The sequence below is a fragment of the Candidatus Melainabacteria bacterium genome (assembly GCA_016193285.1).
In the GTDB taxonomy this organism is placed as follows: domain Bacteria; phylum Cyanobacteriota; class Vampirovibrionia; order 2-02-FULL-35-15; family 2-02-FULL-35-15; genus JACPSL01.
In genome coordinates this window covers 103,295-125,471 of the sequence record JACPSL010000008.1, presented here as the reverse complement: position 1 = coordinate 125,471, position 22,177 = coordinate 103,295, and the positions used below count along the sequence as shown (strand labels likewise).

Annotated in this window: 23 protein-coding genes and 4 tRNA genes; 11 read left to right on the top strand and 16 right to left on the bottom strand. The window is 32.2% G+C overall.

Translation table 11 applies throughout. The features are described from left to right. Positions 1-62: 62 nt before the first annotated feature. From HYY52_02115 to HYY52_02100, 4 genes are read left to right on the top strand one after another with little or no spacing between them, the layout of a single operon-like run. Positions 63-740, top strand: coding sequence for an NYN domain-containing protein (locus HYY52_02115; protein MBI2995488.1), 678 nt, complete (start codon positions 63-65; stop codon positions 738-740). A 60-nt stretch (positions 741-800) separates the two neighbouring features. Then, positions 801-2,174, top strand: coding sequence for a magnesium transporter (mgtE, locus tag HYY52_02110; GenBank protein MBI2995487.1), 1,374 nt, complete (start codon positions 801-803; stop codon positions 2,172-2,174). A 47-nt stretch (positions 2,175-2,221) separates the two neighbouring features. Beyond that, on the top strand, positions 2,222-2,398 hold the full coding sequence (locus tag HYY52_02105; GenBank protein ID MBI2995486.1) for a 30S ribosomal protein S21: 177 nt from the start codon (positions 2,222-2,224) through the stop codon (positions 2,396-2,398). Further along, on the top strand, positions 2,346-3,215 hold the full coding sequence (locus HYY52_02100) for a hypothetical protein (protein ID MBI2995485.1): 870 nt from the start codon (positions 2,346-2,348) through the stop codon (positions 3,213-3,215). The genes HYY52_02105 and HYY52_02100 overlap by 53 nt, the downstream gene beginning before the upstream one ends. Here HYY52_02100 and HYY52_02095 read toward each other — a convergent pair. Continuing rightward, positions 3,181-4,362, bottom strand: coding sequence for an undecaprenyl/decaprenyl-phosphate alpha-N-acetylglucosaminyl 1-phosphate transferase (locus tag HYY52_02095; protein MBI2995484.1), 1,182 nt, complete (start codon positions 4,360-4,362; stop codon positions 3,181-3,183). The genes HYY52_02100 and HYY52_02095 overlap by 35 nt on opposite strands. Next, positions 4,340-5,593 carry a serine hydroxymethyltransferase gene (locus HYY52_02090; protein ID MBI2995483.1) on the bottom strand — a complete coding sequence of 418 codons (1,254 nt, stop codon included), beginning with the start codon at positions 5,591-5,593 and terminating at the stop codon, positions 4,340-4,342. The genes HYY52_02095 and HYY52_02090 overlap by 23 nt, the downstream gene beginning before the upstream one ends. 322 nt (positions 5,594-5,915) lie before the next feature. Here HYY52_02090 and HYY52_02085 point away from each other — a divergent pair, with 322 nt between their 5' ends. Continuing rightward, a complete protein-coding gene (locus HYY52_02085; protein ID MBI2995482.1) occupies positions 5,916-6,161 on the top strand; it encodes a hypothetical protein in 246 nt (81 codons plus the stop codon). A gap of 175 nt (positions 6,162-6,336) precedes the next feature. On the opposite strand, the gene HYY52_02080 is transcribed toward HYY52_02085, so the two are convergent. From HYY52_02080 to HYY52_02070, 3 genes are all read right to left on the bottom strand, one after another. After that, entirely contained in the window at positions 6,337-6,738 is a 402-nt protein-coding gene (locus tag HYY52_02080; GenBank protein MBI2995481.1) for a hypothetical protein, read from the bottom strand. After that, entirely contained in the window at positions 6,716-7,195 is a 480-nt protein-coding gene (locus tag HYY52_02075; GenBank protein MBI2995480.1) for a SocA family protein, read from the bottom strand. The genes HYY52_02080 and HYY52_02075 overlap by 23 nt, the downstream gene beginning before the upstream one ends. A 405-nt stretch (positions 7,196-7,600) precedes the next feature. Next, positions 7,601-7,672 (bottom strand) — tRNA-Gln (locus HYY52_02070). A gap of 177 nt (positions 7,673-7,849) precedes the next feature. Between HYY52_02070 and HYY52_02065 the strand changes: the two genes are divergently transcribed. The 3 genes from HYY52_02065 to HYY52_02055 are packed head-to-tail and all read left to right on the top strand — an operon-like array spanning position 7,850 to position 10,067. Next, complete coding sequence (locus tag HYY52_02065) at positions 7,850-8,377, top strand: hypothetical protein (GenBank protein ID MBI2995479.1); 528 nt, start codon at positions 7,850-7,852, stop codon at positions 8,375-8,377. A gap of 17 nt (positions 8,378-8,394) precedes the next feature. After that, positions 8,395-9,687: a histidine--tRNA ligase gene (locus HYY52_02060; GenBank protein ID MBI2995478.1), complete on the top strand. Its 1,293-nt coding sequence runs from the start codon at positions 8,395-8,397 to the stop codon at positions 9,685-9,687. Further along, a complete protein-coding gene (locus tag HYY52_02055) occupies positions 9,663-10,067 on the top strand; it encodes a hypothetical protein (GenBank protein ID MBI2995477.1) in 405 nt (134 codons plus the stop codon). Before HYY52_02060 ends, HYY52_02055 begins: the two co-directional genes overlap by 25 nt. On the opposite strand, the gene thiC is transcribed toward HYY52_02055, so the two are convergent. Both thiC and HYY52_02045 read right to left on the bottom strand, forming a co-directional pair. Beyond that, complete coding sequence (thiC, locus tag HYY52_02050) at positions 10,064-11,419, bottom strand: phosphomethylpyrimidine synthase ThiC (GenBank protein ID MBI2995476.1); 1,356 nt, start codon at positions 11,417-11,419, stop codon at positions 10,064-10,066. The two genes, HYY52_02055 and thiC, sit on opposite strands and share 4 nt — an antisense overlap. 14 nt (positions 11,420-11,433) lie before the next feature. Further along, a complete protein-coding gene (locus HYY52_02045) occupies positions 11,434-12,267 on the bottom strand; it encodes a thiazole synthase (protein ID MBI2995475.1) in 834 nt (277 codons plus the stop codon). Between the two features lie 150 nt (positions 12,268-12,417). On the opposite strand from HYY52_02045, the gene HYY52_02040 reads away from it, so the two are divergent. Continuing rightward, positions 12,418-13,242 carry a hypothetical protein gene (locus HYY52_02040; GenBank protein MBI2995474.1) on the top strand — a complete coding sequence of 275 codons (825 nt, stop codon included), beginning with the start codon at positions 12,418-12,420 and terminating at the stop codon, positions 13,240-13,242. A 13-nt stretch (positions 13,243-13,255) separates the two neighbouring features. On the opposite strand, the gene HYY52_02035 is transcribed toward HYY52_02040, so the two are convergent. Continuing rightward, on the bottom strand, positions 13,256-13,771 hold the full coding sequence (locus HYY52_02035) for a hypothetical protein (GenBank protein ID MBI2995473.1): 516 nt from the start codon (positions 13,769-13,771) through the stop codon (positions 13,256-13,258). Positions 13,772-13,809: 38 nt separating this feature from the next. After that, on the bottom strand, positions 13,810-14,844 hold the full coding sequence (trpD, locus tag HYY52_02030) for an anthranilate phosphoribosyltransferase (GenBank protein ID MBI2995472.1): 1,035 nt from the start codon (positions 14,842-14,844) through the stop codon (positions 13,810-13,812). On the opposite strand from trpD, the gene HYY52_02025 reads away from it, so the two are divergent. Then, complete coding sequence (locus HYY52_02025) at positions 14,843-15,430, top strand: non-canonical purine NTP pyrophosphatase (GenBank protein MBI2995471.1); 588 nt, start codon at positions 14,843-14,845, stop codon at positions 15,428-15,430. The genes trpD and HYY52_02025 overlap by 2 nt on opposite strands. Before the next feature lie 104 nt (positions 15,431-15,534). Continuing rightward, positions 15,535-16,020, top strand: a complete 486-nt coding sequence (locus tag HYY52_02020) for a hypothetical protein (protein ID MBI2995470.1) — start codon at positions 15,535-15,537, stop codon at positions 16,018-16,020. On the opposite strand, the gene HYY52_02015 is transcribed toward HYY52_02020, so the two are convergent. The 7 genes from HYY52_02015 to polA form a co-directional block, all read right to left on the bottom strand. Next, positions 16,000-16,464, bottom strand: a complete 465-nt coding sequence (locus HYY52_02015; GenBank protein ID MBI2995469.1) for a transcriptional repressor — start codon at positions 16,462-16,464, stop codon at positions 16,000-16,002. The genes HYY52_02020 and HYY52_02015 overlap by 21 nt on opposite strands. 73 nt (positions 16,465-16,537) lie before the next feature. Beyond that, positions 16,538-16,610 (bottom strand) — tRNA-Thr (locus HYY52_02010). 1 nt (position 16,611) lies between these two features. Beyond that, positions 16,612-16,694, bottom strand: a tRNA-Tyr gene (locus HYY52_02005). A 66-nt stretch (positions 16,695-16,760) separates the two neighbouring features. Continuing rightward, positions 16,761-16,844 (bottom strand) — tRNA-Leu (locus HYY52_02000). Between the two features lie 59 nt (positions 16,845-16,903). Next, on the bottom strand, positions 16,904-18,517 hold the full coding sequence (locus HYY52_01995; GenBank protein MBI2995468.1) for a Ppx/GppA family phosphatase: 1,614 nt from the start codon (positions 18,515-18,517) through the stop codon (positions 16,904-16,906). Further along, positions 18,501-19,358: a thiamine-monophosphate kinase gene (locus HYY52_01990; protein ID MBI2995467.1), complete on the bottom strand. Its 858-nt coding sequence runs from the start codon at positions 19,356-19,358 to the stop codon at positions 18,501-18,503. Before HYY52_01990 ends, HYY52_01995 begins: the two co-directional genes overlap by 17 nt. Beyond that, positions 19,355-22,162, bottom strand: a complete 2,808-nt coding sequence (polA, locus tag HYY52_01985) for a DNA polymerase I (protein ID MBI2995466.1) — start codon at positions 22,160-22,162, stop codon at positions 19,355-19,357. Before polA ends, HYY52_01990 begins: the two co-directional genes overlap by 4 nt. Positions 22,163-22,177 lie beyond the last annotated feature (15 nt).

Here is a 22,177-nt window from a genome sequence, read left to right as displayed (position 1 = left end):
TAAAAAGTAAGTAAAAATATTAAAAGCTTTTATAAAATAAGTTCATTTAAGGAGTAGTTAAAGTGGAATCCCGATTAAATCCAATTGGAGATAATTCAAGAGGCAGAGTAGCCATTTTTATTGATGGTAACAACTTATTTCATGCTGCTAGAACGATAGGTATTGAAATAGATTATGCGAAGTTATTAAGACTACTTTGTAATTGTGGTTCTTTACTTAGAGCATTTTTTTATACAGGGGTTGATGAAAATGCAGCCAAGCAACAAGGGTTTTTGCTTTGGATGAGAAGAAATGGTTACAGGGTAGTTCAAAAAGAACTAAAAATTTTCCCTGATGGTACCAAAAAAGCAAATTTAGATGTTGAGATTGCAGTAGACATGCTTGGTTTATGTGGTCATTATGAAACAGCAATATTAGTAAGCGGCGATGAAGATTTTGCATATGCAGTAAATGCAGTAGCATACAAAGGAGCTAGGGTTGAGGTAGCAGGATTCAGGAATAATACATCACCAAAACTTATAGATGTAGCAGATAGATTTATTGATCTTGACAGCTTAATTCCTTTTATAGTTAAAGAGCCTGATAGTGAGGAGCAAAAAGCAGCTATTGCAGCAGCAAAAGCAAACGGCCTTTTATTTATGGATGAAGAAGTATTACAAACTGTTAGAGAAAGGACCTCACCGTTTATTGGTAAAAAGAATATAGCTCAAAGTACTACTCAGGAATCAAAATCGATTTAATTGTCAATTTTCAATTCTCAATTCTTAATTTAATTGTCACTTTGTACTATTCTAAGTACTATGGCTGTTAAGAAAAAACTTACTATACCTGAAAAAGTTGTTGAGCTTATTAAAAGTAAGCAGGATAAACAACTTAAAGATTTTTTAAATGATCAATATCCTCAAGATATTTCTGAAGTAATAAAAGCTTTGCATGATGAAGACAAAATAGCTTGTTTTTCTTTATTAGAATTACAGCTTCAAGCTAAAGTGCTTGCAGAGTTGGATTCAACTGCTCAAACAGAGTTTTTAAAAAACTTAGGAGCAGAACAATTTGCAACAATTGTTGCACAAATGGATATTGATGATGCAACAGATTTAATTATCAGACTACCTGAAGCTGAAAAGTCTTCATTACTAAGAGCACTTCCAGATCCAATACAACTAGCTCATGTTCAAGAACTTATTCACTATCCTTCAGAGTCTGCTGGTGGAATTATGTCTACTGATTTTTTAAGATTAAGATCAGATATGACCATTCATCTTGCATTAAATTTTATACGGAGGCAAGCTGCTGAGTACAAAGCAACGATTTATTATTTATATGTTGTTGACAACAGTAACAAACTTGTTGGTGTAATTGGTTTAAGAGATCTTATATGTGCACCGCCAGGTGATCTTGTTGGAAACCATATGAGTACAGAAGTTATTACTTGTAAAGTAACAGATGATCAAGAAACAGTAGCAAAAGCAATATCAAAATATGACTTAATTGTTATTCCAGTAATTGATGAAGGGGATAACTTAAAAGGTGTAGTAACTATTGATGATGTTGTAGATATCTTAAAAGAAGAAACTACAGAAGATATTTATCAAGGATCAGGTATTAGTGATGTTTTTCCATCGGATGAATTAATTTCCGGAAAAGTAACATATGCAGTTAGAGCAAGGTTGCCGTGGCTTTTTATAACATTAATTGGTGAAGCAATAGCTGCATTTGTAATTGCATCATTCGATAAAACAATTTCAAGTGTACCTATTGCTATTTCATTCATGCCTCTACTATCAGGGCTTTCAGGTAATGTTGGAGGACAAACTGCAACAATAATAGTACGCGGGTTAGTTACTGGTGATATTGAACTAAAAAATACTATTAAACATATTTTTCATGAATTAAAGATTGGTGTTTTACTTGGCTCTGTTTGTGCTTTACTTACAGGTTTAATTGCATGGCAACAACATAGCTTGCCGGCATTAGGTATTGTAGTAGCTTTTGCATTAATATGCTCTATGATACTAGGTGTATTGCTTGGCACAATTTTCCCGATTTTTTTGCAATTCCTTAAAAAGGATCCAGCTACTGCAAGCTCGCCAGTAATTACTACTTTGCTAGATATATTAACTTTTACTTTTTATTTAAGTGTTATCTCTATTGTAATAAGACATTTACGTTGATATTATTACTTTGTGGGTAAATAAGAAGAGAGGAGGGAATATAAAAATTGTCAGAAATTAGAATAGATGATGGTGAGAGTTTAGAATCTGCTTTAAAAAGATTTAAAAAAAAGGTCCAGAAAGCAGGAATACTAACAGAAGTCCGTCGAAGAGAACATTACGAAAAACCAAGTGTTAAGAAAAAAAGAAAAAGAATACAAGCAAGAAGAAAGAAAAGATTTTAAGTTTTTTGTATCTGTAATATTTATATTATTAGCATTTTTTTTCTACAAGTTAGAAGCTAGTGTTTATGCAACCGAGAATGAGTACAGTAACATAAATAAGCTAGATAAAATTGAAGAAAAAATCTATCATGAAACATTTAAGGGTGAAACATCTGAACAAAGAATTTCCAGAATAGAAGAGTTTATATTCGGCAAAAAATATGCAAATGAAAATATTGAAACAAGGATTAACAAAATAACATTTGCAATAGAACCAGAAAAAAAATCAGAAGTAAAAGAAGTAAACGAAATAAAAGCACAACAAACAATAATCTATGATGAATTGTTTAACACTGGTGTAGTTGGAGCTATAAGCCAGCTTGAGAAAAAAGTGTTTAATCACGTATTTAATAACTTACCATTTCAAGCAAGGGTTTCAAGATTAGAAGAAAAAATGTTAAGTCAAGGAGAAATTCTTCGAGCAAAACAAAAACCATTAATTGAAAGAATATCAATCCTTGTTAAAAAGAGTGGCGGGCTAATTCCACAAGCACAGACACTATCTCAAGTACCACCTCGGAACTACACAATAGATCCAAAGACAGGTTACTTAATTAATCAAGAGACTAGCGAAATCGTAAAGGATAGTTATGGAAATCCAATATTAGTAATGATTCCAGAACCGTTGTTATTAAATACACAACCTAACTATGGAGGACTACCTCAAGCACCATATCAATTTCCAAATCAACCATATGGAAATCAATATGGTCAGAATGGGCAAATTCCATATGACTTACTTTTTAATCAAGGTGGATACGATGCTGGGGATTATTAAATAAATTCCTAAATGGTTTCTGTCTTCTCCAATTAATTACAAAGGTGTAAAAGAGTGCAATTGACATAACAATAGTTGATAAGAAAACATATCTCAAAGTAGATTTAAAACTAATTAAGTAAGTTGCTAAAAGTCCAAGTGAACCAGAAACAAAATATAAAAGATAAGAAGTAATCTTTTGAGACAAGCCAACTGCAAGGACTCTGTGATACAAATGTTCTTTATCAGGCTTAAAAACAGATTTTCCAGTAAATGTCCTTCTTAAAATTGCAAATGTAGTATCCATTATTGGCAGGGCAAAAATTAATATAAAAGCAGGAGTCATTATGCTAAGTGCTACTTTTTTTACTACACAACTGACAGCTAAGGAAGAAAGTACAAAGCCTGTTAAGTAAGCACCTGAATCACCTAAAAAAATTCTTGCTGGATTAAAATTCCATCTTAGAAAACCAAGAAGACTTCCTGCTAATGTAGCTGCCATTAATGCACCTGCAGGCTGATTTATTCTATAGTCAACTGAAACTGCCCAGATTGCAATTGCACTTATTAAAGAAATCCCTGTAGCTAGACCATCCATTCCATCAATTAAATTAATTGCATTTGTAATTCCAACTATCCAGATAAGAGTTAATAAAAAACTTACAAGATGGCTAAAGTAAATAGTTTCATCTCCAATGGAAAATTCAAAGAAATAAAAATTAGCATGATAAAGAGGATTAACAACTTGTAAGATCTTTACTCCTAAAAACCATGCAACACTTGCTGCTAAAATTTGTATTAAAAATTTTAGTAAAGCAGGTAATGGTTCTATGTCATCAAATAAGCCAAGAATAAAAATAATTGTACCGCCAGCAAAAATTCCCATGAGTGTAAATGTCCCTGTTAAAAGAGAATGATATTTCCAGTAAACAGTAATAAAAAATAATGTAGTTAAAAAGAAACTAATATAAACACTTACCCCGCCAAGACGCGGTACTGGTATTTTGTGAATTTTTCTTTCGGATGGCTTATCTAAAAATCCAAGTTTTCTAGCACGACTTTGTATGTAAGGAGTTATTAAATATGAAATCATTAAAGCAATAATAAAACCAAAGAATTGAACTGTTTCTAAATTATAAAAAATCTTATTTAATAGCACATTCCACATATAAAGGAAAATTTTTACATAAATTTTCTACATTTTGTTTGGTTGTTTCTAATACTTTACTATCTTTAGGAGCCTTTAAAATATTTGCAATAATTTCTCCAAGTAGTTCCATTTCTCTAGTTCTCATGCCTCTAGTTGTGATAGCAGGTGTACCAAGTCTAATACCGCTTGTTACAAATGGAGATTGTGGATCTCTTGGAATTGTGTTTTTATTACAAGTAATTCCAATAGAATCAAGCAATGCTTCTGCTTCTTTGCCAGTTAGATTTACTTTTCTTAGATCAACTAGTAATAAATGATTATCAGTACCACCACTTACAACATCAATTCCATTTCTTATTAAAGTATTTGCTAAGGTTTTTGCATTTTCAACAATTGATTTTTGATAGATTTTAAATTCTGGTTTTAATGCTTCTTTTAAAGCAACTGCTTTTGCTGCAATTACATGCATTAAAGGACCACCTTGACTGCCTGGAAAAACTGCTGAATCAATTTGTTTAGAAAACTTAGGAGTTGAAAAGACTAACCCACCTCTTGGTCCACGTAAAGTTTTATGAGTAGTAGTAGTTACAAAATCAGCAAAAGGAAAAGGGCTTGGATGTAAACCACAAGCAATAAGACCTGCAATATGAGCCATGTCTACCATAAGTAAAGCACCACAAGAATCTGCAATGGATTTAAACTTATCAAAATGAATTGTTCTTGAATATGCACTTGCACCTGCAATAATTAATTTTGGTTTTTCTAGCTTTGCAATTTTTTCAACCTCATCATAATCAATAAAACCATTTTCAGCTACACCATAAAAAACTGAACGAAACCATTTTCCAGAAACATTGGCTTTAGAACCATGAGTAAGATGTCCTCCCTGATCAAGTGACATTCCTAAAATAGTATCTCCAGGAGTTAAAGCAGCTAAGAACACTGCAAAATTTGCTTGTGCTCCACTATGAGGCTGGACATTTACATGTTCCGCATTAAACAATTTTTTTGCTCTTTCAATTGCAAGTAATTCAATCTCATCATAATATTCACATCCGCCGTAATATCTTTTTTTTGGAAGGCCTTCTGCATATTTATTTGTAAGGACTGTTCCTTGAGCTTCCATAACTGCAAGGCTTGTAAAGTTTTCACTTGCAATCATTTCAAGCTTAGTTTGTTGTCTTGTGAATTCTTTATTAATAAACTCAAAAACTTCTGGATCTGTTTCTTGTAGATGCTCTAAGTGCATGAGTTTATTTTATAACAGAAAGTCATTATTTAAGTAATGCTTCATCTGATAGATCGAAGCCTTGACCTTTTAGAAATTGTTCTACTGTTATCATCTCTTGTGCAGTTTTTTCTGGGAAATGATATGTTCTAGTCCAGCTTAATTTAAATTCAAAGCTATTTTCAACCTTGGCTTGATTTCGCTTTGAAATATTGATTGAGGCAAACCACCAATTTCTCCTAATATTATTGATTTAGCAGGAAAGATATGTCCACAAGAAATAGATAACTTTGATAACCTTTTGGAATAATCTGCTACATTGGTTGCAAAACATTTTGGTCTAATGACTAACTCAATATTACATAAAGGTAAATTAAGTAGAGGTAGCAATAATGATGCAACAAGAGATGCAAGAGCTATCTTGCTTTATTTGCTACGCGTTTTTCATCGATTAAAAATGAGCGATCTATGTGAATACTTTAATTTAACAGGGCAAGGCGTAAGAGATAATATTAGATGTATAAAGGAAAAAGCAAGAACTGACGATCCGCTAAGAAAAACATTTATACAAATACTAAGAGAAGTTTAGTCTTTAATTAATTTTTCTTTGTATATAGAATCAATTGCTGGGCTTACGAGACAAGATTCTAACTTTTATAAGAGAGTATCCCGATGAGATCCATAAGCTAAATTATAGCTTAAAACGCTTGAAAGCTGCTTGATATGTAAATGGACAACAGTTGACTAATTTAGACAGATAGAGACTAATTGTTTATATAATCTGACAACCTACTGTAAACTTCTTCTTCCAGTTCATTGTTATCCGGGCAATATCTTTTCTTATTTACATACAGAAGAATTAAAATATCTTCTTCAAGCTTCTTTGCATAAAACACTCTCAGCCCTTTACTTTTTCCTTCATTATCAACAGCAAATCTAAACTTAAAAATCTTCCACCCTTTTGATATAAGTTTTTGCCTATCAAGGGCATCGGAAAATCCTTCAATTTCCAAGCTATTAATGATTATGTTCTTTAGAACTTGCCCGATTTTGTATCCATCTAAATCATGTTCACTATCGCTGAAACATTCAAAAATATTTAATTTGAGCTTTTTATGCAAGAACTTAAAATCTTTAAAAATCTTAGGAGCGGCAAGAAATTGCATTGTACTCCTGTTCATGATCGTCAATTAAATTATATGCAGTAAAGCTTTCAATTACTCCACCTTCAGCAGCAGACAGGTAAGGTTCTTGTTCATGAGAAATGCTGACCAAATCTCTCCAATTTAATTTTCCGTATTTATTACAAACATACTGAACAGTTTTAATTTCTTCAGGAGTCAAATTTATCTGGGCTGTTTTTTTAATCTTATAACTGAAAGCAGGGTTTTCCTCAATAATTTTCTTTTCCTTTAATGCTTCTAAATCATTCGTTAAAGTGCTTGCCAGTGGACCTTGCTTTTGCTTTGTGTAAACAATTTCTTTGCCAGAGACAAAATTATCGTGAAAAGCAAAATGAATGAAATCAGCTAAATATTGTAACTTGGCAAGTTTAGTTTTATCTTCCACTTTTTCAAGCTCATCTATAATTTTGTATACAAGTTGTTGAGATTTTGTTAGCATAGCTTTCTATAATATTATATTACCCAGTTTATTAGGGATATAAAATAATACCTTAAGTTCCTGGGATAACAGCTAATTTTATAATTTATGATACTTACATTTGATTAAAAATGGATTAAAAGCAATAAGTCTAATAAACAGCTTGAAACACTACTTGAACTAAGATTAAAGGAACAATTAGGTAATAAAGAATATGAAGCAAATCGAAATTACTTTGAAGGCGGTTGCAGGCTTTTAGACTTGGCTAATAGAGCTTATGAGCTTTATGTGCAGCAAAGTCTTGAAGAAAAACGAGAGTTTCTAAATTACATGGTATCGAACTCATCTCTTTCTGGCTCTAATCTAACTGTAGAGCTAAAAGAACCATTTTCTGATTTTGCTGGTTGTGTGAAATCTGGAGATTATCTGGGGAGGTAGGATTTGAACCCACGAATGGCGGGACCAAAACCCGCTGCCTTACCGCTTGGCGACTCCCCAATAAGATCGATTTCTAATTCTCAGTTTACAACTTCACCATTTGAATGGCGGGAGTCATTACCCTTTGCCTTACCGCTTGGCGACTCCCCAATATGATCGATTCCTAATTTTCAGTTTTCACTTAACTTAAAATAAAATGATATTTCGCTTATCAATTATAATACGTAATAGAAACATATGTCAGAAATAACTTTCTTTAGTCACAAAATTAGGAAAGAAAGATCTAAATACATTTTTGTATTCATATTTGCTCTTTTTATGTGGGTTACTCAAGTGTCTGTCATTAATAAGTTTTTATTTTTAGATACAACATTAAATCTAATTTTGCTAAGTAATATTTACTTTGGTCTTATATTTGGACCTTATTTTGGAATGTTTTATGGAATAACTTCTTCTTTTTTTATTTCTAGCATTTTATATGACCACACTTTTTTAGTTTCTTATCCTTTAATTGGACTTTTAGCAGGCTTACTTAAGAAAAATATTTTTTCAGATGAACTTTTATTTTATATGATCCTTTCTTTTTTATTTACCTTAGTACTTGAACTTCTAAACGGCTGGCAATATGGTATAAGTAATTCATTTAATTTATTTGAGAGATATTTTTTAATTAGCTTTAATGGAGCACTTATAAATCTTTGCATTGCACCTGTTTTTTATATAGTAATAAACTACATAACTAAGAAGCTAAACATTCGACAATAACTTACGTCAGTATATCTATGAAATATCAAGCACCACGTGGAACACAAGACATTTTGCCAAAAGAAATTAAAAAATGGCAAAAAATTCTAGATGCTTCGAAAGAAATTTTAAAATACTACTCTTTTAAAGAAATTATAATTCCAATTTTTGAACATACTGAACTTTTCCAAAGAAGTGTTGGTGAAAGCACAGACATTGTAAATAAGGAAATGTATACTTTTTTAGACAGAAGTGATAGATCGCTTACTCTTCGCCCTGAAGCAACTTGTGGAATTGTTAGAGCATATATTGAAAATGGACTCCATCGTGAGTCAAAACCTGTAAAACTCTGGACACATGGTCCAATGTTTCGCTATGAGAGATCCCAGACAGGACGACACAGACAATTTCATCAAATAAATGCAGAAGTTTTGGGAAGTAATTCAATTACATGTGAAGTAGAGTCAATTTATCTTCTCTCAAATATTTTTGAAGATCTTGAGATTGATTTTAGAATAGAAATAAATTCTCTTGGTGATGAAGAATCAAGAAAATTATATAAAGAATACTTTCAAAAATATACTAAAGGCTTTTTAGGAGATCTTTGTAATGATTGTAAAAGAAGGTATGAGCAAAATCCTCTTAGGATGCTTGATTGTAAGGTAAAAGCTGATCAAGAAATTTATGCTGGAGCTAAAAAACCATTAGAATTTTTATCTTTTGACTCTAATAAAAGATGGGAAGAAATTAAAAACTTACTTGGGCTATATAAAGATAAAAACCAAAGGCAAATTAGAAATATTGTTACTAATCCAAACCTAGTAAGAGGATTAGATTATTACAATGATTTTGTTTTTGAAATTAAATCAACGAGTGAAATCTTAAAAGGGCAATCTACCATTTGTGCAGGTGGCAGATATGATAGCTTAGTTGAATCATTAGGTGGACCAAAGACACCAGGTTTTGGATGGGCAATTGGGATTGAAAGGTTAATGCTTCTAGTAAAAGAAGATAAGAAAACAAATATTTCAATAATGTTTTTAACAAATCAAAGCGAAGCATTTAATATTTCTACAGAGCTTTATAAAGAAACTAAAAATAAAAATTTAAAATTAAATATTGACATAAACTATAACCCTGTAAATATCTCAAAACAAGTTGAAGCTGCAGTTAAAAAAGATTTTGATTTTGTATTATTTTATCTAGATGAAGAAAAAAAGAAAAATTGTTTCAAAATTAAAAACTTAAAGACTCATAGCGAAATTGAATGTAAGATTGATATAAATGAAATTATAAATATTTTAAAATGTCAACCCAATTACCTACAATAAAAGAAAAATTAGGCAGTGCTGTAGCATACTTAACACTTGGTATATGGGGATTAATATGGCTATTAATTTCAAGAAAAAATTATTTTGATCAGAAAGATTTTGTAAGATTTCATTGTTACCAATCATTATTTATTGGAATGTTATATATGTTTATTCCACAAGGAATTACAATTTTATTTTCATTAATAATGCAAATCCTATCCTTAATTCCTGGTATTTCTTTTATTACAGGTTCACTACATGTTTTTCATGGTCTTTTACAACAAGCATTTTACTACGGCGGATTAATTTTAATTATTTATTGCGTAATATTTTGTCTGTATGGAAAATATACAAACATTCCGTGGATATCACAGTTAATAAGTAGGATGTTACGCTAAACGATTGCCTTTTCTTTTTTTAATTGCTTATTATACTCGTCCACAGCTCTGTTCAAATGCATTGAGCAAAATTTTGGACCACACATAGAACAAAATTCTGCAGACTTAAAGAATTCACTTGGAAGTGTTTCATCATGATATTCTCTAGCACGATCTGGATCTAAAGATAGTTCAAATTGTTTTTTCCAATCAAATGCATAACGAGCTTTTGAAAGTTCATTATCTCTGTTGATTGCATTTCTTCTATGCCGTGCAATATCTGCTGCATGAGCTGCAATTTTATATGCAATAATTCCTTCTCTTACATCATTAGGGTTTGGCAATCCTAAATGTTCTTTGGGAGTTACATAACATAACATTGCTGCTCCTGACCATCCTGCAAGTGCTGCTCCAATTGCTGATGTAATGTGATCATAGCCTGGCCCTATATCAGTAACCAAAGGACCAAGAACATAAAATGGTGCTTCATGACACATCTCCATTTGTATTTTTACATTCATGTCAATTTGATTCATTGGTACATGTCCTGGACCTTCTATCATTACCTGGACATCTTGTTCCCATGCTTTAAGTGTTAATTCACCTAAAGTTTTTAGCTCTGCAAATTGTGCATTGTCACTTGCATCATGAATACAACCAGGTCTCAGCCCATCACCAAGCGAAATAGTAACATCATACTTTTTACAAATTTCTAAAACCTTGTCATAGTGCGTATAGAGTGGATTTTGTTTCCCATTTTTTATCATCCACTCTGCCATAATAGCTCCACCACGACTAACTATTCCTGTTATTCTTCCTGAAACAAGTGGCAAATATTCTTGTAAAACCCCACAGTGAAGTGTCATGTAATCTACACCTTGTTTTGCTTGAAGTTCAATCACATTGAAAATATCATAGGCAGTTAAATCACCAACATCTTTTACTTTTTGAACAGCTTGATAAATAGGAACTGTACCAATAGGGATTGAACTCTTATTAATAATTTCACACCTAATCTCATCTAGGTTTCCACCTGTTGAAAGATCCATTGCAGTGTCAGCACCATATTTTATAGACATTTCAAGTTTTTTAAGTTCTTCTTCTATATTTGAAGTTACTGCTGAATTACCAATATTTGCATTGATTTTGCATTTAGAATTTATTCCTATGCACATTGGCACAAGATTTATATGATTTATATTTGCTGGAATTATCATTCTTCCACGAGCTACTTCAGATCTAACAAACTCAGCTTCAAGATCTTCAACCTTAGCTACATATTCCATTTCTTCGGTAGCAATCCCATTTTTTGCATAATGCATTTGAGTTTTATTTAGATCGTTTTTTCTTTTTTCTACCCAGTTTGCTCGCATTTTTCTTCTCCTTTTTATCCTTTCGCCGTTTCACTAGTTCGCCGATACACCGGTATGATCCCTTCAATAGGACTACTAGCACTAGCATATTCTTTAACGGGTATGCGTCCTGCAAGATATGCTTTTCGTCCAGCTTCTACACCAAGTTTAAAAGCTTCTGCCATTTGAGATGGATCACAAGCACATGCAATTCCTGTATTAATAAGAACTGCATCTGCGCCCATTTCCATAACTTCACTAGCTTCAGATGGTACTCCAATTCCAGCATCAACAATCACAGGAACTTTTGACTCTTTAATAATAATTTCAATATTTGCCTTTGTTTTAATTCCTTGACCTGTACCAATTGGGGAGCCAAGCGGCATAACAGTAGCACAGCCAATTTCTTCTAACTTTTTAGCTAGCACTGGATCTGCATTTATATAAGGAAGAACAACAAAGCCTTCTTCTATAAGTTCTTTTGCTGCTTCTAAAGTAGCAATTGGATCTGGTAAAAGATATTTTGGATCTGGAATTACTTCAAGTTTTACCCAATTATTTATACCCATTGCTCTTCCAAGCCTTGCAATTCTTATTGCTTCTTCTTTTGTTTGGCATCCAGCAGTGTTTGGTAAAATCAAATATTTTTTTGTATCAATTTCATCAAGCAATCCAACATGTCCTTGTGCATTTAAATCTATTCTTCTTATAGCTACAGTAATAATTTCAGCACCAGACTTTTCATGTGCTAGTTTCATTGTATTAAAATCAGAAAATTTTCCAGTACCTACTAATAGCCTTGACTTAAAAGTTTTTTTAGCTATTACAAGCTCATCTTTTTTAACTTGTGGATCTAAAACTGTTTTCAAAGAAATACCCTCTTACAGCACAAAAAATACTAGCATAAATAGGGATAACCCAAAAAAATGGACATAATTATTTGGCATAACAATAATACATATACTACTTTTTTACTTTTTCTTAATACTTCTAACAAACAATAATAGGTGGGAAAACTTATGTTTATTTTAAATCCTGGAAACATCAGAAGAATAATGCCACAAGCACCAAGACCTGCTCCTCTTCGCCCTGGCCAAGCCTTACCTCAAGCAGGACAACCAGTTGTATCACCTCAAGTAATAAGAGGAGATAGTTTTTCCCCTTTTCTATTTAATAACCCATTATTTGGCCCAAACCCATATTATAGATTCGGTAACCAAGCGGGAAATCAGTTCGGTAATCAGTTTGGTCAGTTTGGTCAGTTTGGTGATCCTTATTTAAGTCCTTATAGTAACAGCGTTAATCAATTTGGTAATCCCTTTGGCAGCTATGGTTACGATGGTTATGGTGGTTACGGTGGTTATGGTGGTTATGGTGGTTACGGTGGTTATGGTGGTTATGGTGGTTATGGTGGTGGCTATGGTGGTTACGGTGGTTACGGTGGTGGCTATGGTGGTTATGGTGGTTATGGTGGTTATGGTGGTTATGGTGGCTTAAATCCTTTTGGTGGTTATGGTGGTTATGGTGGTTATGGTGGCTTAAATCCTTTTGGTGGTTACGGTGGTTATGGTGGTTATGGTGGCTTAAATCCTTTTGGTGGTTACGGTGGTTATGGTGGTTTCAACCCTCAATTAGCTCATATGTTGTCATCTACTGCTTTTATGCAACAGGCACAGCCAAGTGCTAGATCACCTTCATCATTTCCTTACTATCAATCAATGTCTACACCTGACGGGAGACTACAGTATGCAGTTGTCAATGGAAAGCCTGTAGGATTTCCAATAAATTATCCAATTCCAAATGCAAATCTACTTTCATTTGGGTCAGGACAAAATTTCTTTTAGCTAAAACATCTAATTAGTAATTATCAAGCAAAGGTGGAGTAAGAGTCCCATCACCTGAATCCATAATATAAGAAACTTCTTCACCTCTTGGAATTGCTACATTAATTGGTTGGCCTGGAACTGGTGGAGAAACAGGAGATGATACAACCTGACTAGTAACCTCAGGAGGAGGTGGAGACATTACTGGTGTAAGCGGATTTGTAATATATAAACCTCGACTTAATGCTGCTAAGTTTGCTTTGTTTACTAAGACATCAGCCTTATTTTGCAAACGTTCTGCTTTTGCTCTGAGTTTTGAAGCTTTTAAAGATAGTCTTGTTGCCTTTCTCATATTTTCAATTGCATTTTCCTGCATTCTTATAGTCTTGTAATTTACTTTTGCATGTAGTAATTTTTCTTGAGCTTCTGCATATCTATCAATTATCTCAGCACTTAACGACTTTGGCTCTTCTGAACGTACTGACTTAGTTAACAAACACAATGAAATTAAAACTAATAAAAACAATAAACTAAACTTGAAATATCGCATATAAACTTCCTCTTCTAATTTTTTAAACCAGCTAAAACTTACGTTTCTCTTATACAGTTTGTGAAATTTTGGAAATGTTCCCAGACTTTCCCAGATTGTAAATGTTGTAATGCAATCCTATAACCATCACTAAAAGATGAGGCTTTCTTACTTAAATATAAAGCTGCTCCTGTATTAATTGCTACAAATTTAGCCTTATTCATTATTTTTTCCTTAAAATAATTTCCTTTTAAAATATTAAAAAAGACACTTACACCCTCATCTGAATTTTTAATAATTAAATCATCCACTTGCATTATAGATTCATTTAAATCCTTAGCTTCAAGTATTTCTTTTTTTATTTCACCATTTTTAACTAACCAAATATAATTTGTTCCACACAATGAAAACTCATCTAAGTACATATTTTCATTTATTTTAGAACATACAACAAGTACTTCTTTTTTTTCTTGCAAACTTAACGCACTGGACATTAATTCTCCCCATTCAATCTTTGAAACACCTAAAAGGTGAAATGATGTTTTATATGGATTTGTCAGAGGACCTAATAAATTTACAAAGCAAGAAATTTTATTTTTTTTACAAACTCTTTTTACATCACTAAATAACTCTCTTAATATTTTTGAGCTGACAAACATTAAATTATATTTTCTAAAACACTCTTCATTATATTTAGAATCTAAATTTATTTCGATTTTATTTAAGATATCCACACTTCCAAGAACACTAGTAGTACTTCTTCCAGAATGCTTAATTACTTTTATCCCACAAGAAGATGCAACAATTGCAGCTAAGGTAGATACATTAAACGTATTTAACATATCTCCACCAGTTCCACAAATATCAATTGCTTCAGTATCAAGCTCAATTTGTTTTGAAAAAGAAAATAAAATATTTGCTAATTTAATTAGTTCAGAAGGTGTTTCTTTTTTTTGTCTCCACAAGATTGCAAGTTTTTTAATATCTTCATCATTCAGCAATCTTTCTTTAAAATTATGCACAATAATATTAAGATCTTTTTCATTTAGATCTTTTTTTGATTCAAGTTTACTTAAAACATTTTTAAAATCCATGAAAAAATCCAAATACATTTACTTTGCTTCTTCAAATAAGGATAAACTAAATGAAATTAAAAACATATGGCCTTTAAAAAAGATTAGCATCAAACCAACACCAAGAGATTTTTTAGTTAATGAAAATGGAAAATCATTTGTAGAAAATGCATATAAAAAAGCTAAATCGTTATCAAAAAAGTTAAAATGCATTGCATTTTCTGATGACTCAGGAATAGAAGTGTTTGTCTTAAACAAAAAGCCAGGGGTAAAATCCTCAAGATTTTTTAGAAATGGTAAAGGGATGTATGAAATTATTCAAAAACTAAAAAATAAAAAAAATAAGAAATGTTGCTTTACTTGTGCCATAGTAGCTACTGACATGAATGGAAAAATTATTTTTAAAACAAAAAAATCTTGGTTCGGAAGGATTGCAGAAAAACCAATTGGGGAAAATGGTTTTGGTTATGATCCGATTTTTATTGTTCCCGGCTTAAACAAAACCTCTGCTCAAATAAGTCCAAACTTAAAAAACAAGCTTAGTCACAGAGCCATGGCTGTTAAGGCTTTTGCAAAGTGGTTACAAAGAGCTTACAAATCTAATTAAGGCGTTATATTAAAATATTTCTTATTTACAAGCTTTAACCCCTTTGATACGATAGTGTTAATTGATTAGTTAGATAATAATTTACATTTGAAGGAGAATATTTCATGAGCATAGTAGTTAGTAGTACCACAAGTTTTAAACAAAAAGCTATAGAGCCTGCAGGATTGATCTCAAGAGGTATCGCAGGAGCAAGCGAAATAGTAGAAAAAGCAACTTTTTTAAGAGCTAAAGGAAATGTAGAACTTGCAAGGACTATTTTAAAACGTGCAGCTGCAGAATATATAAAACATGGTCCAGATTTTGCAGCTAGCGCTAGTTGTGCAAGTGCACTTTATAGAACACATAACAACGATCTGGAAAAAGCTACTGCTGCAAGAGACATACTTAGTTCTGTGGGGCCGACTTTTAATTATCGTGGTGAGATAGTAAATACTGAAGTATTAATTGGAATTGCAGGTAGCAGAAAAGATCATCCGGATAAAATATACATGCAAACAATTTTAGAACCTATTAGACTTGCAAGACCAAAGGAAGAAGGACTTAGAAATAAGATTCGAGAAAAAGCACGATCACGATCTATGAGTCTTTAATTCATCATCATGCTCTCCACAACAAACTGCATAGATTTTAAATTGAATATCAACTACTTCTACACCTTTTTCCTGTGCAATCCTATAGCCTACTTCATTTACTAAGTCATCTTCAAATTCCATTGTCTTATTACAGTTTAAGCAAATAATATGATGATGAGGCCTTTTATCTTTGTTTAGTTCATAATGCTTATGACCTTCTGCAAAGTCAAGTTCTCTTAAATACCCAAACTGAGAAAGTAATTTTAAAGTTCTATATGTAGTAGCTAAACTAATATTGTCATGTTTTTTACTAAGAGTGTTAAAAAGATCTTCTGCACTTAAATGAGTTCCATCTGGAAGATCCATAAAGATCTGTAAAATTTTTTCTCTTTGAGTCGTTACACGAAGACCCTTACTTCTTAAGTTTTGGAAAACATTGTCTCTTGTAGTATCAAATGTCATGCCTATATTATAAGGCTTATAAATTAAGGACTTTTTTCTTACCACTTACCTCTTATCACTTATCACTTAAATTAGCCCCCCACCGGGATTGAACCGGCGACCTCGTCCTTACCAAGGACGTGCTCTACCAACTGAGCTAGAGGGGCATGGGCGGCGCTGGGGTCGAACCAGCGAAGACTTACGTCAGCAGATTTACAGTCTGCCCCCTTTGGCCACTCGGGCAGCCGCCCGTACTAGAGGATCAGAGTAGAACATTAATTTTTAATCCTTCCTTTCTGATTCTCTGATCTCTGATTTGCCGAAGGTGGGAGTTGAACCCACAAGGGCTTTCGCCCGCTACGACCTGAACGTAGTGTGTTTGCCAATTTCACCACTTCGGCAAATTGTAAACCCATCATCATTAAACAATTAATTTTTTTAAATCTGTGTTTGTAATCATCTAAGATTTATTACTCACAAGTTGCTTCCCCATCTTTTGTAAAACAAAATCAATGTCAACCCCAAACTCTTTTTTAAATTCTCTACTTTTACCAATTGCTGACCAAATTTCAAGTGCACAATCATATCCTCTTTTACCACTTACTATTTTACATTTTAACTTTTTTTTAGTGGAATTAGGATTAATATCAATATCTTTTATAGCACACCTATGTCCTTTATCTAGTCCCTCAGCTATCCTTAAGAAGGAACTTAGCTCTTTTACAAGCTTTTTATGATCTCTTGGCAGATTCTGAAAGTTTGGGTGGCTATCTTTAGGGTTGCTTTGTCTATGGTACCTAGCTATATTAGCTATAAGTTCTACTTCTTCATCATTAAATCCTAATAATCCACTATTTCTTATGAGGTAATAAGAGTGCTTATGATGATCGTTTTGTGTTACTAGTGCACCTATGTCATGAAGCGTTGCAGCGGCTTCTAAAAGTTCTTTTTCTTTAGCTCCATAATTGTGGAGCATACTTTTAGTTTTATCAAATATTATTGAACTTAACTTTCTAACTTGGAGGGCATGATTTTCTTGAAAGTGATACTTGTTAGCAAGTTCTATTACACTTCTTTCCCTAATAGTTTTTTGATATTGTAATCGGTCTTTAATTATTCCTTTTTGAAGCAACTTGTCTACAATAAGCCCTTCTCTTAAAGCTCTATCACAATAAAAAATTTCTTTTACGTTTAAATTTTTCATTATTGCTTTTAAAATAATTGCACCAGCTAGTATTATTTCAGCCCTGTTTTTGCTTATGTCAAAAGCATCTGCACGTTTTTCTTTAGGAGTTTGAATCATCTTTTCTAAAATTGAACATAATGATTCATAAGTTATTTTGTATTGGTTTAAGTTTGGTATATTTTCAGAGTCAGCAAAGTTATGTATTCGATAATCAATATTTGCAATTGTTTGAACAGTTCCGGACGTTCCTACTAAAAAGTCAAATCCACCAGCTTGTTCGATTTGTTGAACTTTAGTTAATATCAAGCCTTCAATAGATTTTTCAACACACTCAACTTTTTCTAAAATGTTAGATTCATCTTTTAAATCTCTTTCAGTAAGTCTTACTGCACCTGATTTTATACTTGATAAGTGGTAAATAAACTCTTCGTCTCCTACTATAAATTCTGTGCTTCCTCCTCCAATATCAACTATTCCAATTTTTCTTCCTTTCAGTTCTAATGATGATAAAACTCCTAGATAAATAAGCCTAGCTTCTTCAATTCCTGAGATAGGATGGGCATCAATATCCAATTCATTTCTAATTTTTAACAACCACTCTTTGCCATTTCTAGCTTCTCTAACTGCACTTGTTGCACTTGCAAAAATTTCTGTAACATGATGTCCTTCTGCAAGTTTTTTAAATCTTTTAAGAGTTTCAAATCCTCTTTTCATATCATTTTCTGTTAGTTCATGATTAGGTTCATGAAATGTACCAAACCTAACTGTTTCTCTAAGTCTGTCTAATACTTTAAATGACTGTGACTCTGGATTAATTTCAGCAACAATAATATGAAAGGAGTTTGAACCAATATCTATAGCTGCAATTCGTTCATTTGAAGTGTTCATAGGTTCTCTTCCTGTCAAGTTTAACAAGCTTATTGTTTTTTTGCTTTAAAAATGCACCGGAGACGCCACATCGTGGCGTCTCTACTTCTCCAATTATTTTAATTTCTTTTATTTTTTTTAATTTCCTGCAATCTTCCTTACTAGCTGTACCTACTAATTGGTAGTCCTCGCCACTATACAAAATTTTTTTTGAAATTGGGATTTTATCTTCATCAATTATAATCTTTACCTTGCTTTCATTTGATATTTGAATTAAACAATCTGCAAGGCCGTCACTTGAGTCCATTAGTGCACATCTTTTTGTAAGCTTTATAATTTTTTGTCCTAATTTTATTTGTGGTATTGGTTTTTTTGCTGCATAGCCAAATGTTCCTGTGACGAAAACAAGATCACCTGGTTTTGCGTTTGATCGTTTTCCCGTAGAGACGCCCCAATGAGGCGTCTCTACAGTTTTTCCAATTAATGTAATCGTAATATTTATTTCTTTTGATCTTGCAAGATTACCACCTATAATTTGTGTTTTATATTTTTTTGCACAAGATAGGATTCCTTTATATAATTTTTTTATCCACAGCAATGGAGGAGCAGGTAGTGATAGTGAAACCAAGGCGTAAAGAGGTTTTCCACCCATTGCAGCAATATCACTTAAATTTACTGCTAGCGCTTTCCATCCAATTTCCTCCGGGGTATAAGTTTTAGTTGTAAAATGCGTGTTCTCTACAAGCGTATCTGTGGTTACTATTAAATCTTTTTCTATAATTGCTGCGTCGTCAAATAAAAATTTTTTTGAGTTTGGAACAATTGCTCTAATTACTTTTAATATTTCTTGTTCTGTTGTCACTCTAATTCACACCAATCTTTTCCCCAGCTCATATTTACTACAAGTGGAACTTTAAGTGGTTGATTTAATTCCATTGCTTCTTTTACAACTTTTTCAATTTTTTCTTTTTCTTCTGGATAAACATCTAAAACAAGTTCGTCATGTACTTGAAGTATAAGTTTTGATTTATATTCTTTTTCTTTAAGTTCCTTATAAACTTTTATCATTGCAAGTTTCATAATATCTGCTGCAGTTCCCTGCAAAGGTGCATTACAAGCTGCTCTTTCATCTTCTCTTTGAAGAGCTTTGTTTTTTACGTTTAAGTTTTTGAAATATCTTCTTCTTCCATACATTGTTTCAACATAACTTTTTTTCTTGGCATGTTTTAAAAGGTTTTCAAAAAATGGTTTTACTTTTTTAAAGGTTTGAAAATATTTATCTATAAAATCTTGTGCTTCTTTTTGACTTATAGCTAACTGTCTTGCAGTTGCAAATGCACCTTGTTGATAAATTAATGCAAAGTTTAAAGTTTTACCATGTGATCGCGCCTCAGGAGTAACTTTGTCTTCGCTTACATCATAAATTTCCATTGCAGTTCTTTTATGTATATCTTCTCCAGCTTTAAATGCTTTTATTAAAACTGGATCTTCTGACATGTGTGCAAGTATTCTAAGTTCAATTTGTGAATAATCAGCACTTAGTATTAATCCATGGTCAAAACTTGAAACAAATGCTTTTCTAATCTTTCTGCCAAGCTCTGATCTTATAGGAATATTTTGTAGATTTGGATTGCTTGAACTTAATCTTCCTGTAGTTGTAATTGTTTGATTAAAATCACAATGAATGTTTCCAGTCTTTTTATCTATTTGTTCTGGCAGTGAATCAGTATAAGTAGAGATTAATTTTGTTAATTGTCTGTATTCAAGAATGTTTTCTACAATTTTTGTTTTATCGTGATGAGCTAATGCTTCAAGTGTTCTTGCATCTGTAGAATATTGACCAGTTTTAGTAATTTTTCCTTCGTGTTCAAGTTTAAGTTTGTCAAAAAGAATTTTTCCAAGTTGTTGAGGGGAATTAATGTTAAAAGGTTCACCTGCTGCTTTAAAAATTTTTTCTTCTAGTTCGCAGGCTTTTTTTGTAATTTCATTTGAAAGTTCTTTTAAAAATTTGGTATCAATTCTTACCCCATCTAATTCCATATTAGCTAAAACAGGAATTAACGGGTTTTCAATTCCTTCAAGTACACTTGTTAAAGATTTTTCTAAGTTAGCTTTATAATATTTAGCCAGCTCAAGTGTAAATGTTGCATCTGCAATTGCATAAGGTGCAACTCTATCTATATCAATGTCTGCCATGGATAATTGTTTCTTCCCACTTCCAATTAATTCATCAATTTTTGTCATTCTAAAGCCTAAAATCCTTGCTGTTTGATCCTTTAATCCATGCTTTTCATCAGGGTTTGAGACATAGCTAGCTAGCATTGTGTCATAAATATTTTCATTAAGATCTATTCCATACCTTTTTAAAATCTCATATTCAAACTTACAATTTTGTGCAATTTTAAGTTTCTTGGGATTTTCTAAAATTGGTTTTAATTCTTTTAAAACTTGTTCTGATTTTAACTGCTTGCCAGAATTGTGTCCTATTGGTATGTAACAAGCACTTATATCTTCTGATTTTTCAAGATCTGGTTTTTCTTTTTTAAAACATGCAAGGCTTATACCAACAATTTCACATGTCATTGAATCAATTGAATTAGTTTCCAGATCAATGCAAATATAATTTTTGTTACTTAATTCATTAATGAATTTATCTAGATCTTCTTCTGTATCAGTTATATTTGTCTTTAAGGATGGGGTTTTAAGTTTTTCTATAGGATCTTCTAATTTCAATTGTTGTGAACCTTGGTCTTTTATTTCAAATGGTTTACCTTCATTAAAAGGAGCAAGGACATTAGGTAATCTTTTTACAAAGCTATTAAATTCAAGTTTTTGTAAAAATCTTGTTAGTTTATTTGTGTCTGGTATATTTAAATGAGTATCTTTTAAATTAATGTCTATTGGTACACTGGTATGAATTGTTGCTAATTTTTTTGAAAGGAGAGCACTTTTTTCACCTTTTATTATTTTCTCTTGAAGTCCTTTTTGTTCTACTTTAGTTACATTTTTAAAAATGTTGTCAAGTGTTCCATATTCAGCTAAAAGCTTTGCAGCTGTTTTTTCACCTATTCCTTCTACACCAGGAATATTGTCTGATGAGTCACCACAAAGGCTTTTAAAATCTATTACTTGTTCAGGCCATATTCCCCAATAATCAAAAACTTCTTGCCTGCCATATTCTTTTAATTCACCTTTAGAGGGGACAAGAACTTTTATTTTGTCATTAATTAATTGAAAAGCATCACGATCTCCTGTAAGGATTAAAACGTTTTGCCCGCTGGCACTAGCTTTTTTTGCAAGTGTTCCAATAACATCGTCTGCTTCATATCCAGGGAGTTCATAAATTGGAATTTCAAAACTCTCAAGTCCTTCTCTAATATAAGGCCATTGAGTAGACAATTCTTCTGGCATTTCTTCAGGTCTATTTGCTTTATACTCTTCATATGCTTTATGCCTAAACGTTGGTTCCTTACAGTCATATGCTGCTGCAATTGCTTTTGGTTTTGTTTTATCAAGAAGATCAAAAAGTGCTTTTAAAAAACCATATGTTGCCCAAGTAGGAATACCTCCTAAGGTTCGCATGTTTGTACGCTCCATTGCAAAAAACATTCTAAAAGCTAGGTTAGGTGCATCGATGAGAATTATAGTGTTGTTTTCACTTAGCATTTAAAATAATTTTAC